Genomic DNA, 12,967 nt, shown 5'->3' on the forward strand with positions numbered 1-12,967 from the left:
GAGGGCTGGGGGAGGGACAGCGCGTACCGTCTTGATGGGATCCCGCGCGCCTGTTCCCTCACCCTAACCCTCTGCCAAAAGGGAGAGGGGATTTTTAGTCCACATGCAGGTCCTCACTATGTCCGAGCAGTTTCTCTATTTCATTCAGCAGATGTTCAACGGGGTCACCCTCGGGAGCACTTACGCGCTGATCGCCATTGGTTACACCATGGTTTACGGCATCATCGGCATGATCAACTTCGCCCATGGCGAGGTGTATATGATCGGCAGTTATGTCTCCTTTATTGTGATTGCCGCCCTGATGATGATGGGTATCGATACCACGTGGCTGATGATTGCCGCCGGGTTCGTGATGGCGGTGATCATCTCCAGCGCCTACGGCTGGAGCATTGAGCGCGTGGCGTATAAACCCGTGCGCTCCTCTAAGCGCTTGATCGCGCTGATTTCGGCTATTGGGATGTCGATCTTTCTGCAGAACTACGTCAGTCTGACGCAAGGTTCGCGCGATCTGGCGTTGCCAAGCCTGATTACCGGCCAGTGGACGCTGGGCGAGAGCAACGGCTTTGCTGCCACGCTCTCCACCATGCAGCTGGTGATTTGGGTCGTGACCTTCCTGTCGATGCTGGCCCTGACGCTGTTTATTCGTTATTCACGTATGGGCCGCGCCTGCCGCGCCTGTGCGGAAGACCTGAAAATGGCCAGTCTGCTGGGGATTAATACTGACCGCGTGATTTCACTGACCTTCATTATTGGTGCGGCGATGGCGGCGGTGGCGGGCGTGCTGCTGGGCCAGTTTTATGGCTCGATCAACCCGTTCATCGGCTTTATGGCCGGGATGAAGGCGTTTACCGCTGCGGTACTGGGCGGCATCGGCAGTATTCCGGGCGCGATGATTGGTGGTCTGGTGCTCGGTATCGCTGAAGCGCTGACCTCGGCGTATCTGTCGACCGAATACAAAGATGTGGTGTCATTCGCACTGCTGATTGTAGTGCTGCTGGTGATGCCGACCGGCATTCTGGGCCGTCCGGAGGTAGAGAAAGTATGAAACGCCTCGGTCTGGTCAACGCCGTGATTTCAACGGTGATGTTACTGATTCTCGCCACTTTCTTTATGGGCGTCCGTCTTGATCTTGATGGCACCAAACTGGTGGTGGCTAACGCTGGCGCGGCGCGCTGGAACTGGATTTTCATCGGCTGTGCGGTGGTTTTTGTCTTCCAGCTGCTGCGCCCGGTGTTCCATGGCAAGTTAAAACGCAGCGGTAAAGGCTTTGTGCTGCCGGGCTTCGATGGTTCGACGCCAAAGCAAAAGCTGGTGATGGCGCTGTTGATTGCTGCTGCGGTGCTGTGGCCGTTTCTGGTGTCGCGCGGCAGTGTCGATATCGCCACATTAACGCTGATCTACGTGATGCTCGGTCTCGGCCTCAACGTGGTGGTCGGCCTGTCTGGTCTGCTGGTGCTGGGCTACGGTGGTTTCTATGCCATCGGCGCTTACACCTTCGCGCTGCTCAATCACTATTACGGTTTTGGTTTCTGGGAAAGCCTGCCGCTGGCGGGGATTGTCGCAGGTGCGTTTGGCCTGATGCTCGGCTTCCCGGTACTGCGCCTGCGCGGTGACTATCTGGCGATTGTGACGCTCGGCTTCGGTGAAATCGTGCGTATTCTGCTGCTCAACAGCACTTCTATTACCGGCGGTCCAAACGGTATCGCGCAGATTCCTAAACCAAGCCTGTTTGGCATTGAGTTTGGGCGTCGCGTCAGTGAAGGCGGCTGGACCACTTTCCATGAGCTGACGGGCCTGCAGTACGATCCGAATCATCGTGTCATCTTCCTCTATCTGGTGGCGCTGCTGCTGGTGGTGCTGACCTTGTTCGTGATTAACCGTTTGCTGCGTATGCCATTGGGTCGCGCGTGGGAAGCGCTGCGTGAAGATGAGATCGCCTGTCGTTCATTGGGGCTCAGCCCAACACGCATCAAGCTGACCGCTTTCACTATCAGTGCCGTGTTCGCCGGTTTTGCTGGCACGCTGTTTGCCGCACGTCAGGGTTTTGTTAGCCCGGAATCCTTCACCTTCGTCGAATCAGCCTTTGTGCTGGCGATTGTGGTACTGGGCGGCATGGGTTCGCAGTTTGCGGTGATCCTCGCGGCCGTGCTGCTGGTGGTGTCGCGCGAATTGATGCGTGATCTGAACGAGTACAGCATGCTGGTGTTGGGTGGTTTGATGGTGCTGATGATGATTTGGCGTCCGCAAGGATTGTTGCCGATGAAGCGTCCACACCTGAAGTTGAAAAGCAGTAAACAAGGAGAGCAGGCATGAGTCAGCCTTTGTTAGCCGTTGAAGGCTTGATGATGCGCTTTGGCGGGCTGTTGGCCGTCAACAATGTGGCGCTGGAACTGCATCCCCAGGAAATCGTGTCACTGATCGGGCCGAACGGTGCCGGTAAAACCACGGTGTTCAACTGCCTGACTGGTTTTTACAAGCCGACCGGCGGTACCATCAAACTGCGCGATCAGGAGTTGCAGGGCCAGCCAGGCCAGAAGATTGCGCGTATGGGCATCGTGCGTACTTTCCAGCACGTGCGACTGTTCCGTGAGATGACGGTGATTGAAAACCTGCTGGTCGCGCAGCATCAGCATCTGAAAAGTGGCGTGTTCTCCGGCCTGTTCAAAACCCCGGCGTTCCGTCGCGGGGAGAGTGAAGCGCTGGATCGTGCTGCCACCTGGCTGGATCGCATCGGCCTGCTGGAGCTGGCCAATCGCCAGGCGGGCAACCTCGCTTACGGCCAGCAGCGTCGTCTGGAGATTGCGCGCTGCATGGTGACGCGTCCGGAAATCCTGATGCTGGATGAGCCTGCCGCAGGACTTAACCCACGCGAAACCCACGAACTGGACGAACTGATTGCCGAACTGCGCGGTGAGCATAAGGTCTCGGTACTGTTAATCGAACACGATATGAAGCTGGTGATGGGCATTTCTGACCGCATTTATGTGGTGAACCAGGGGACGCCGCTGGCTAACGGTACGCCGGAAGAAGTGCGTAACAATCCGGATGTGATCCGTGCTTATTTAGGTGAGGCGTAATATGGCAAACCCAATTTTAACGTTGCAAGGGGTGAGTGCCCATTACGGCCCGATTCAGGCACTGCACAACATCAACCTGCACATCAGTCAGGGTGAAATTGTCACCCTGATTGGGGCTAACGGCGCAGGTAAAACCACGTTGCTCGGCACCCTGTGCGGTGAACCGCGTGCCACCAGTGGCACTATTATCTTCGACGGCAAAGAGATCACTGACTGGCAAACCGCCAAAATCATGCGTGAAGCGATTGCGATTGTGCCGGAAGGCCGCCGCGTGTTTTCCCGGATGACGGTGGAAGAGAACCTGGCGATGGGCGGTTTCTTTGCCACGCGCCAGCAGTATCAGGAGCGCATTGAGCGGGTTTATCAGCTGTTCCCGCGTCTGGCTGAACGTAAAGTGCAGCGCGCGGGCACCATGTCCGGTGGTGAACAGCAGATGCTGGCGATCGGTCGTGCGCTAATGAGTCAGCCGCGTTTGCTGTTACTCGACGAACCTTCTTTAGGTTTAGCACCGATTATTATTCAGCAGATTTTCGATACGATTGAACAGTTGCGTAAAGAGGGCATGACCATTTTCCTGGTGGAGCAAAACGCCAACCAGGCGCTGAAGCTCGCCGATCGCGGCTACGTGCTGGAGAACGGTCATGTGGTGCTGGAAGACAGTGGTGAAGCGTTGCTGTCCAACGAAGCGGTACGCAGCGCTTACCTCGGTGCCTGACCTGGCTGGCTTGCCAGCTTGCGGTTGGGCAGTGCTCGCTATCCTCACGTACTACGTGTACGTTCCGGTGGCTGCGCGCTGTCCGCCCGCAATCTGGCTGCGCCGCCGACGGTCTGATAGAAGGTGCGGTCTGACTGCAACGCTGGCGGTCTAAACAGTGGCTCAAGTTTGAGATAACTTGTGCCACTTTAAACTTTCTAATACGCGCAATCTCCGTCACATTCCCGTCATAAACCTGTTATTAATCCGTCATTTCCCCGTGTCATGTTACTTCGCGAACAAAAAAATGCGTGATATCGCGCGTACCTAACAGCACAGGAAAAAACTTATGTCCGCTTTTACGCTTCGTCCCCGCCTGATGAGTGTTTTGCTTGGTCTGGCGCTCAGTGGTAACGCGCTGGCTGCCACTGACATTCCTTTCTGGCACTCAATGGAAGGCGAGTTAGGCAAAGAAGTCGATTCTCTGGCACAACGTTTTAACCAGGCTCACCCAGAATACAAAATCGTACCGACTTACAAAGGTAACTACGAGCAGAGCCTGGCAGCGGGTATCGCTGCTGTGCGTACCGGTAAAGCACCGGCGATTCTGCAGGTTTACGAAGTGGGTACGGCGACCATGATGGCTTCAAAAGCTATCGTGCCTGTGCATGACGTGTTTAAAGACGCGGGCGTGCAGATGGATCCAAAACAGTTCGTGCCAGCGGTTGCAGGTTATTACAGCGACAGCAATGGCCAGCTGATCTCTCAGCCGTTCAACAGCTCAACCCCAGTGCTGTACTACAACAAAGATGCGTTCAAGAAAGCCGGTCTGAACCCAGACCAGCCGCCTAAAACCTGGCAGGAACTGGCAAAAGACGCCGACGCACTGCGTAAAGCGGGCATGACTTGTGGTTACGCCAGCGGCTGGCAGGGTTGGATTCAAATCGAAAACTTCAGCGCCTGGCATGCACTGCCGGTTGCCACCAAAAACAACGGCTTTGACGGTACCGATGCGGTATTGGAATTTAACAAGCCGGTTCAGGTGCGCCACATCCAGATGCTGGAAGACATGAACAAGAAGGGTGATTTCACCTACTTCGGTCGTAAAGATGAATCCACCGCGAAGTTCTACAACGGCGATTGCGGCATCACCACGGCTTCTTCCGGCTCTCTGGCGGATATCAAGCATTACGCGAAATTCAACTTCGGCGTCGGCATGATGCCTTATGACTCAACTGTGCCTAACGCACCGCAGAACGCCATCATCGGCGGCGCGAGCCTGTGGGTGATGAAAGGCAAAGATGCCGACACCTACAAGGGCGTAGCCGAGTTCATGAAGTTCCTGGCTCAGCCAGAAATCGCCGCAGAATGGCACCAGAAGACCGGTTACCTGCCAATCACCACTGCTGCATATGAGCTGACCAAGCAACAGGGCTTCTATGACAAGAACCCAGGCGCAGACATCGCCACACGTCAGATGCTGAACAAAGATCCACTGCCGTTCACCAAAGGCATGCGTCTGGGCAACATGCCACAGATTCGTACCATTGTGGACGAAGAGCTGGAAGGCGTGTGGACGGGCGAACAGGCGCCACAAGCTGCACTGGATAACGCTGTGAAGCGCGGAAACGAACTGCTGCGTCGTTTTGAACAGCAAGTGAAGTAATTCCGTTGTCTCGGGGCTGGCGCATGGCGTCAGCCCCGATTTCTCTTTTGGCGAGTCTGCTATGTCCTCATCACGCCCTGTTTTTCGCTCCCGTTTTTTGCCCTATTTGCTGGTGGCACCACAACTGGTGATTACCGCTATTTTCTTCCTGTGGCCGGCCGGTGAAGCGCTGTGGTATTCGCTGCAAAGCATCGATCCCTTTGGTATTTCCAGCACCTTCGTCGGGCTGGATAACTTCAAACGCCTGTTCAGCGACAGCTATTACCTCGACTCTTTCTGGACCACCATCGAATTCAGCGCACTGGTTACGGTGTGCGGCATGACCTTCTCGCTGCTGCTGGCGGCTCTGGTCGACTACGTGGTGCGTCTGAAAAAACTGTACCAAACGCTATTGCTGCTGCCTTACGCCGTTGCACCGGTGGTCGCTGCCGTGCTGTGGATGTTCCTGTTCAACCCTGGCCTCGGCCTGTTCAGCCATCTGCTGAACCAGATTGGCTATAACTGGAACTACGCGCAAAACAGCGGTCAGGCGATGTTCCTGATCGTGCTGGCATCCATCTGGCAGCAGATGAGCTACAACTTCCTGTTCTTCTTTGCCGCACTGCAGTCGATCCCCAAATCGCTGGTGGAAGCGGCGGCGATAGACGGTGCTGGACCGGTGCGTCGCTTCTTCAATCTGTCACTGCCGCTGATCACCCCGGTGAGTTTCTTCCTGCTGGTGGTCAACCTGGTGTATGCCTTCTTCGACACCTTCCCGGTGATCGATGCCGCGACTGGCGGTGGGCCGGTGCAGGCCACCACCACGCTGATCTACAAAATTTATCGCGAAGGCTTTACCGGTCTGGATCTCTCGTCCTCTGCCGCGCAATCCGTGGTGCTGATGCTGCTGGTGATTGGCCTGACGATCCTGCAATTCCGCTTTGTCGAGCGTAAGGTGCAATACCAATGATTGAGAATCGACGCGGGCTGGACATCTTCAGCCATACCCTGCTGGTGCTCGGTGTCCTGACCATTCTGTTCCCACTGTACGTGGCGATAGTCGCCGCCACGCTGGATAACGAAGCGGTGTATCAGGTGCCAATGACCTTAGTGCCCGGCACACATTTGTGGGACAACATTTCGCGCATCTGGACCCAGGGCGTCAACGGCAGCGGTCCGGCCTTTGGCATGATGATGCTCAACAGCCTGATCATGGCGCTCGGCATCACGGTGGGTAAAATCGCGGTGTCGATGCTCTCCGCGTTTGCGCTGGTGTGGTTCCGTTTCCCGTTGCGCTCGCTGTTCTTCTGGCTGATCTTCATCACCCTGATGCTGCCGGTGGAAGTGCGTATCTTCCCGACGGTAGAAGTGATTTCAAACCTGCACATGCTCGACAGCTACAGTGGCTTAACCCTGCCGCTCATGGCTTCAGCAACGGCGACTTTCCTGTTCCGCCAGTTCTTTATGTCGCTGCCCGATGAGCTGATTGAAGCGGCGCGTATTGATGGTGCAAGCCCGATGCGCTTCTTCTGGGATATCGTTTTACCGCTGTCAAAGACCAACCTCGCGGCGCTGTTCGTGATCACCTTTATCTACGGCTGGAACCAGTATCTGTGGCCGCTGTTGATCATCAACGATCCCAGTCTCAGCACGGCGGTCGCCGGGGTGAAAAGTATGATCAACACCAGCGGTGGGCCGACGCAGTGGAACGAAGTGATGGCGGCAATGTTATTAACCCTGATCCCACCGGTGGTGGTGGTACTCGTGATGCAACGTGCCTTTGTGCGTGGCCTGGTGGAGAGTGATAAATAAATGGCAGGCGTAACCCTTCAGACCGTCACCAAATCGTATGACGGCAAAAATCAGATCATTCAGCCACTGAATATCACCATCAACGATGGCGAATTTATGGTGATGGTGGGCCCTTCCGGCTGCGGCAAGTCGACGCTGCTGCGCATGGTGGCTGGCCTTGAACGTGTGACTTCCGGCGATATCTACATCGACGACAAACGCGTCACTAACATGGAACCGAAAGATCGTGGCATCGCCATGGTGTTCCAGAACTATGCGCTTTATCCGCACATGACCGTGGGTGAGAATATGGCCTATGGCCTGAAAATTCGCGGCATGGGTAAAGAGCAGATCGATCAACGCGTAATGGAAGCGGCGCGCAGTCTGGAGCTGGATCACCTGCTGTCACGTCGTCCGCGTGAGCTTTCCGGTGGACAGCGCCAGCGTGTGGCAATGGGCCGCGCCATCGTGCGTGAACCAGCGGTGTTCCTGTTCGATGAGCCATTGTCGAACCTGGATGCGCGCCTGCGTGTGCAGATGCGTCTTGAGCTGCAACAACTGCACCGTCGCCTTAAAACCACCAGTCTGTATGTGACGCACGATCAGGTAGAAGCCATGACGTTGGCCCAGCGCGTGATGGTGATGAACAAAGGTGTAGTCGAGCAAGTCGGCACGCCGGTGGAAGTGTATGAGCGTCCGGCGAGCCAGTTTGTGGCGTCGTTTATCGGTGCGCCGGCAATGAACCTGCTGCCAGGCCAGATCAACAGCGACGGCACGCGCTTTACGCTCGATGCGCTTAATAGCTTGCCATTGGGCGAGAGCAAAGCGAAGTGGGCGAATCGTCCCCTTACGTTGGGCATCCGTCCTGAGCATCTGGTGCTCAGCTCGCAAGCAGCGGGCGGCATTCCATTAGTGGTCGATACGCTGGAGATGTTGGGTGCGGATAATCTCGCGCACGGCCGCATCGGTAATACCCGTCTGGTGGTGCGTTTGCCGCACAGTGAACGTCCGCAATCGGGCAGCACCTTATGGCTGCAACTGCCGCCAGATGCGTTACACTTCTTCGATTCAACCCATGGAAAGCGTCTGGAATGAGTGTAGAAAATTGGCCATACCCACAGATCGTCGCCCATCGCGGCGGCGGTAAACTGGCACCGGAAAATACGCTGGCGGCGATAGATGTCGGTGCGCAGTACGGTCATACCATGATCGAGTTTGATGCCAAGCTGTCGGATGATAAACAGGTGTTCCTGCTGCATGACGATACGCTGGATCGCACCAGCAACGGCTGGGGTGTGGCGGGCGATCTCTCATGGAGTAAGCTATCGCAGCTGGATGCGGGCAGTTGGTACAGCCGTGAGTATGAAGGCGAGCCGCTGGCACTGCTGCGTGACGTGGCCGATCGCTGCCGCCAGCATCAGATGATGGCGAACGTTGAGATCAAGCCGACCACCGGCAAAGAGGTGGAAACCGGACGCGATGTGGCGTTGGCCGCGCGCGAACTGTGGCAGGGGCAAACGGCGCCGCTACTCTCTTCCTTCTCTTATGAAGCATTGGAAGCAGCGATGCAGGCGGCGCCTGAATTGCCACGCGGATTATTGCTGGATGAGTGGCACGATGACTGGCAGGCGCTGACGAGTGCACTGGGTTGCGTCTCCATCCATCTCAATCACAAACTGCTGGATGCCGAACGCACCGCGCAGCTGAAAGCCGCCGGATTGCATATTCTGGTGTACACGGTGAATCAGCCCGCGCGGGCGCGCGAGCTATTGAGTTGGGGCGTCGATGCCATCTGTACTGACCGCATCGACATTATCGGTCCCGACTTCCGTTAATTCTGGTTTTGCTGCTGGCCCGGCTGTTGCTGAATCACGCGCTGCTGGGCGCTATCCCTTCGCTCCTGCATTTTCCGCTGTAACTCCTGATTCTGCTGCTGCTGATCCTGTTTCAGCTTCAACTGTTGTTGTTGCTGCTGAGTCTGCATTTGCGACTGCATGCGCTGCTGGCTCGGGTTATAGCCAGGCTTGTTCGGGTCATTTGTGCTGTTCAGCATATTTGCCATGCTGCTTAACGGCAGCAACGCAGCGATAACGATTAGCCATTTTTTCATGGTCTTCCTCCATTAATGCAGCCTGCTGTGTGCTGTCGCCATCAATATGGCAACCAAGGCTGCTGTCATAAGTTTATGCGATGTCACAAAGTCCTGAACCAGGAGTGCGCCGAATTTGGCTTACTGCTACGCTTTTTATCGTGTTTGCAAACACTTGCATCAAAAAATAACAAATGTAAATAATCGCAAAGGAAGATCGCAAATGAGACTAAAGGGCAGCGTGCGTCTGGTTGGCTGGGCATTATTGATGAGTTTTACCGTGGTACAGGGGGCGTTTTCCGCGCCCGCTAGCGCGCCACCGGTGTCATACGGCGTGGACAGTGACACCTTCCATCCGGTGAAGGCGCAGCACGGTATGGTGGCGTCGGTGGATGCGATAGCCACCCAGGTGGGCGTCGATATTCTGAAGCAGGGCGGTAATGCCGTGGATGCGGCCGTTGCAGTGGGCTTCGCATTAGCCGTCACTCATCCACAAGCCGGTAATCTCGGCGGTGGTGGCTTTATGATGCTGCGTACCGCCTCGGGACGCACCACGGCGATCGATTTTCGTGAAATGGCGCCGGCGCGTGCTTCACGCGATATGTTCCTCAATAAGCAGGGTAATGCTGACCCTAAACTGTCGCTCACGTCCCATTTAGCCTCGGGCACACCGGGCACTGTTGCTGGTTTTGCGCTGGCGGCACAAAAATACGGTACGCTGCCGCTGAGTAAACTGCTGGCTCCGGCGATTAAGCTAGCGCGTGAGGGCATCATCGTTAACGATGCGCTGGCGGACGATTTGGCGACCTACGGCAAAGAGACGTTGATCAATCACGACAACAGCCGGGCGATTTTCTACAAGGCAGACGGCAAGCCGTATCAAAAAGGTGAGCGTCTGGTGCAGAAAAACCTCGCGCACAGCCTGCAACTGATTGCTCAACAAGGGCCGGATGCGTTCTACAAAGGCAAAATTGCCGATGAGATCGCTGGAGAAATGGCACAGCATGGCGGATTGATTGGCAAACCGGATCTGGCCGCCTATCGTGCGGTAGAGCGTAAACCGGTCAGCGGCACCTATCGTGGTTATGAGGTGTTCTCAATGCCGCCTCCATCATCGGGCGGGATTCACATCGTGCAGATCCTGAATATCCTCGAAAACTTTGATCTGGCGAAGTGGGGCTTTGGCAGTGCGGACGCTATGCAGGTGATGGCGGAAGCGGAAAAATACGCCTATGCCGATCGTTCGGAATACCTTGGCGATCCGGATTTCGTCAAAGTGCCGCAGCAGGCGTTGACCAGCAAAGCTTACGCCAAAACCCTGGCGCAGCAGATTGACGTCAACAAAGCGCGTCCTTCCAGCGAAATCAAACCGGGTAAGCTTGAGCCATACGAAAGCAACCAGACTACGCACTTCTCGGTGGTGGATAAAGACGGTAATGCGGTCGCCGTGACCTACACGCTGAACACCTATTTCGGTAGCGGCATTGTCGCCGGGCAGAGCGGTATCCTGATGAACAACGAGATGGATGACTTCTCCGCCAAACCGGGTACGCCGAACGTGTATGGTTTGGTGGGTGGCGAAGCGAATGCGGTGCAACCGGCTAAGCGCCCATTGTCGTCGATGTCACCGACCATCATCGCCAAAGACGGCAAAACCTGGCTGGTAACGGGTAGCCCAGGCGGCAGCCGTATTATCACCACTGTGTTGCAAATGGTGGTGAACAGTATCGATTTCGGTATGAACGTAGCGGAAGCGACCAATGCGCCGCGTTTCCACCATCAATGGTTGCCGGATCAGCTACGCGTGGAGAAAGGCTTTAGCCCGGATACGCTGCGTTTGCTGGAAGCTAAAGGTCAGCATGTGAAAGTGATGCCCGCAATGGGCAGCACGCAGAGCATTATGATTGGGCCGGATGGCATGCGCTATGGTGCTTCGGATCCGCGCTCGGTGGATGATTTGAGTGCCGGGTATTAATTTAGCGTAATAAAGTGCGCCGCTACCGCCTCAGTACGAGTTGTAGCGGCGCGATTCATTGCGCAAGTTATTTCAATCGCGCCATGTAATGCGTATCAATCATCTCGCCGTCGCGCATGGCAAAACGCTTCGCCGTCCCTTCGATCTCAAAGCCAAACTTCTGATAAAGACCCATCGCTTTATGGTTATCAGCGAACACGGTTAACTCGATTCGTGTCACTTGTAGCCAGTTGTCACACAGGTCAATCATCGCGGCCATCAGCGCCGAGCCTACGCCGCGACGGTGAAAGGCGGGATCAACGCCCATGCCAAAGGTAGCGGCATGGCGACGTCGTGCGACAGATTGCACTTCTAGCGTGATTTGCCCAGCCAGTTGATCGTCAATCATTGCCACTAGCATATGCACACCCGGACGTGGATTGCTAAGGCGTTCCTGCCATAGCGTGGGTGACTGGTGTGGCAGTTGCAATGTATTCGCCTGCGTCTCCGGTTGGCTGTAGAGACGTGTTAGTGCAGCAGCATCTTCTGGGATTACGTGGCGAATGACGATCTGACTCATAAAGCGACTCCTTGTGCAAAGTGAATAAAATCCCCTTTAACATCAAGGAATTCTCGCAAGTCGTCAATCGAAAATAATTCTCAAAAGGGGTTTACAGACGCGAATGATAATGATTATTATTGTCATGCGGACCGGGAACGTCTCCTGACTACCGGGTAAGCACGACATTGCTCACATTGCTTCCAGTGTTTCTTAGCCAGCTCGGGTGCTGGCTTTTTTTTTGCCTGCTATTTGCCTCTTTCATCCTCATTGTCCGATCACCACCAAAACGTTCAGCATTTTTGAACAGAGGCGTGAAGTTTTTCAGCTATCAATCAATCTCTCTCAGGCACACACTGTAAAAAACATTGAGGAGAATTGAACATGATCTACTTACGCAAAGCAGAAGAACGCGGTCACGCTAACCACGGCTGGCTCGACAGCTGGCACACCTTTTCCTTCGCCGATTACTACGACGCCAACTTCATGGGCTTCTCAGCACTGCGCGTTATCAATGAAGACGTGATTGATGGCGGCCAGGGTTTTGGTACCCATCCGCATAAAGACATGGAAATCCTGACCTATGTGTTGTCTGGCACCGTGGAACATCAAGACAGCATGGGCAACAAAGAGCAGATCCCGGCAGGTGAGTTCCAGATCATGAGCGCCGGTACTGGCGTGCGCCATTCAGAGTACAACGCCAGTGATAAAGATCCGCTGCATCTGTATCAGATCTGGATCATTCCAGAGCGCAAAGGCATTGAGCCACGCTATGCGCAGCGCCGCTTCGAGGATGTGAAAGGTCGCCAGTTTGTCCTGTCCCCGGATGAGCGTGAAGGATCGCTGAAAGTGTTCCAGGACATGACCCTGTCGCGCTGGGTGTTTGCTAAGGGCGAAGCCGACGCGGTGACTGTCGAAGCGGGTCGTCGTGTGTGGATTCAGGTGGTAAAAGGTCTGGTGAGCGTGAATGGCGAACAGGTCGGTACCAGTGATGCGCTGGCGATCTGGGATGAAAGCGCGCTGACCATCAACGCTGACAGCGATGCAGAGATTCTGCTGTTTGATCTGCCGCCGGTGTAACAGCCTGTCAATAAATCGTGCAAGGTTGCCCTCTATGGCGACCTTGCATTTTTTGCCGACTTTTCGTTGGGTGCGTAC

General features: G+C 55.4%; 13 protein-coding genes. 11 read left to right on the top strand and 2 right to left on the bottom strand.

Annotation, left to right across the window (positions count from 1 at the left end):
- The first annotated feature begins 118 nt into the window (after positions 1 to 118).
- From livH to ugpQ, 9 genes are all read left to right on the top strand, one after another.
- The gene (gene livH, locus JK231_RS16185; protein ID WP_034827036.1) at positions 119 to 1,045 is read left to right on the top strand and encodes a high-affinity branched-chain amino acid ABC transporter permease LivH; all 927 of its coding nucleotides are present in this window, start codon (positions 119 to 121) and stop codon (positions 1,043 to 1,045) included.
- Positions 1,042 to 2,313 (top strand): high-affinity branched-chain amino acid ABC transporter permease LivM, encoded by a 1,272-nt coding sequence (locus tag JK231_RS16190; protein ID WP_097118924.1) that lies wholly within the window; start codon positions 1,042 to 1,044, stop codon positions 2,311 to 2,313. Before livH ends, JK231_RS16190 begins: the two co-directional genes overlap by 4 nt.
- Positions 2,310 to 3,077, top strand: coding sequence for a high-affinity branched-chain amino acid ABC transporter ATP-binding protein LivG (livG, locus tag JK231_RS16195; RefSeq protein WP_034827032.1), 768 nt, complete (start codon positions 2,310 to 2,312; stop codon positions 3,075 to 3,077). Before JK231_RS16190 ends, livG begins: the two co-directional genes overlap by 4 nt.
- A gap of 1 nt (position 3,078) precedes the next feature.
- Positions 3,079 to 3,792, top strand: a complete 714-nt coding sequence (gene livF, locus JK231_RS16200; RefSeq protein WP_034827030.1) for a high-affinity branched-chain amino acid ABC transporter ATP-binding protein LivF — start codon at positions 3,079 to 3,081, stop codon at positions 3,790 to 3,792.
- A gap of 328 nt (positions 3,793 to 4,120) precedes the next feature.
- Positions 4,121 to 5,437 carry a sn-glycerol-3-phosphate ABC transporter substrate-binding protein UgpB gene (gene ugpB, locus JK231_RS16205; protein WP_211729066.1) on the top strand — a complete coding sequence of 439 codons (1,317 nt, stop codon included), beginning with the start codon at positions 4,121 to 4,123 and terminating at the stop codon, positions 5,435 to 5,437.
- Between the two features lie 61 nt (positions 5,438 to 5,498).
- Positions 5,499 to 6,386, top strand: coding sequence for a sn-glycerol-3-phosphate ABC transporter permease UgpA (gene ugpA, locus JK231_RS16210; protein ID WP_034827026.1), 888 nt, complete (start codon positions 5,499 to 5,501; stop codon positions 6,384 to 6,386).
- Positions 6,383 to 7,228, top strand: a complete 846-nt coding sequence (gene ugpE, locus JK231_RS16215; protein ID WP_034827014.1) for a sn-glycerol-3-phosphate ABC transporter permease UgpE — start codon at positions 6,383 to 6,385, stop codon at positions 7,226 to 7,228. The genes ugpA and ugpE overlap by 4 nt, the downstream gene beginning before the upstream one ends.
- A complete protein-coding gene (locus JK231_RS16220; RefSeq protein WP_058960051.1) occupies positions 7,229 to 8,302 on the top strand; it encodes a sn-glycerol-3-phosphate import ATP-binding protein UgpC in 1,074 nt (357 codons plus the stop codon).
- Positions 8,299 to 9,042 carry a glycerophosphodiester phosphodiesterase gene (ugpQ, locus tag JK231_RS16225; protein ID WP_097118925.1) on the top strand — a complete coding sequence of 248 codons (744 nt, stop codon included), beginning with the start codon at positions 8,299 to 8,301 and terminating at the stop codon, positions 9,040 to 9,042. The genes JK231_RS16220 and ugpQ overlap by 4 nt, the downstream gene beginning before the upstream one ends.
- Here ugpQ and JK231_RS16230 read toward each other — a convergent pair.
- Entirely contained in the window at positions 9,039 to 9,317 is a 279-nt protein-coding gene (locus tag JK231_RS16230; RefSeq protein ID WP_211729067.1) for a DUF2756 domain-containing protein, read from the bottom strand. The genes ugpQ and JK231_RS16230 overlap by 4 nt on opposite strands.
- A gap of 202 nt (positions 9,318 to 9,519) precedes the next feature.
- Between JK231_RS16230 and ggt the strand changes: the two genes are divergently transcribed.
- On the top strand, positions 9,520 to 11,271 hold the full coding sequence (ggt, locus tag JK231_RS16235) for a gamma-glutamyltransferase (RefSeq protein WP_211729068.1): 1,752 nt from the start codon (positions 9,520 to 9,522) through the stop codon (positions 11,269 to 11,271).
- 67 nt (positions 11,272 to 11,338) lie between these two features.
- Here ggt and JK231_RS16240 read toward each other — a convergent pair whose 3' ends face one another.
- Positions 11,339 to 11,830 carry a GNAT family N-acetyltransferase gene (locus tag JK231_RS16240; protein ID WP_058960055.1) on the bottom strand — a complete coding sequence of 164 codons (492 nt, stop codon included), beginning with the start codon at positions 11,828 to 11,830 and terminating at the stop codon, positions 11,339 to 11,341.
- A 363-nt stretch (positions 11,831 to 12,193) separates the two neighbouring features.
- Here JK231_RS16240 and JK231_RS16245 point away from each other — a divergent pair, with 363 nt between their 5' ends.
- On the top strand, positions 12,194 to 12,889 hold the full coding sequence (locus JK231_RS16245; RefSeq protein ID WP_097118928.1) for a pirin family protein: 696 nt from the start codon (positions 12,194 to 12,196) through the stop codon (positions 12,887 to 12,889).
- Positions 12,890 to 12,967 lie beyond the last annotated feature (78 nt).

The sequence above is a fragment of the Pantoea sp. JGM49 genome (assembly GCF_018257655.1).
Taxonomy (GTDB): domain Bacteria; phylum Pseudomonadota; class Gammaproteobacteria; order Enterobacterales; family Enterobacteriaceae; genus Pantoea; species Pantoea communis.

Bases quoted from the DNA above. Each gene is read 5' to 3' on its own strand.
- livH (WP_034827036.1), top strand. From the start codon at position 119: ATGTCCGAGCAGTTTCTCTATTTCATTCAGCAGATGTTCAACGGGGTC.
- livF (WP_034827030.1), top strand. From the start codon at position 3,079: ATGGCAAACCCAATTTTAACGTTGCAAGGGGTGAGTGCCCATTACGGC.
- JK231_RS16245 (WP_097118928.1), top strand. From the start codon at position 12,194: ATGATCTACTTACGCAAAGCAGAAGAACGCGGTCACGCTAACCACGGC.
- ugpQ (WP_097118925.1), top strand. From the start codon at position 8,299: ATGAGTGTAGAAAATTGGCCATACCCACAGATCGTCGCCCATCGCGGC.
- JK231_RS16220 (WP_058960051.1), top strand. From the start codon at position 7,229: ATGGCAGGCGTAACCCTTCAGACCGTCACCAAATCGTATGACGGCAAA.
- ggt (WP_211729068.1), top strand. From the start codon at position 9,520: ATGAGACTAAAGGGCAGCGTGCGTCTGGTTGGCTGGGCATTATTGATG.
- JK231_RS16230 (WP_211729067.1), bottom strand. From the start codon at position 9,317: ATGAAAAAATGGCTAATCGTTATCGCTGCGTTGCTGCCGTTAAGCAGC.
- ugpA (WP_034827026.1), top strand. From the start codon at position 5,499: ATGTCCTCATCACGCCCTGTTTTTCGCTCCCGTTTTTTGCCCTATTTG.
- ugpE (WP_034827014.1), top strand. From the start codon at position 6,383: ATGATTGAGAATCGACGCGGGCTGGACATCTTCAGCCATACCCTGCTG.
- JK231_RS16240 (WP_058960055.1), bottom strand. From the start codon at position 11,830: ATGAGTCAGATCGTCATTCGCCACGTAATCCCAGAAGATGCTGCTGCA.
- ugpB (WP_211729066.1), top strand. From the start codon at position 4,121: ATGTCCGCTTTTACGCTTCGTCCCCGCCTGATGAGTGTTTTGCTTGGT.
- JK231_RS16190 (WP_097118924.1), top strand. From the start codon at position 1,042: ATGAAACGCCTCGGTCTGGTCAACGCCGTGATTTCAACGGTGATGTTA.
- livG (WP_034827032.1), top strand. From the start codon at position 2,310: ATGAGTCAGCCTTTGTTAGCCGTTGAAGGCTTGATGATGCGCTTTGGC.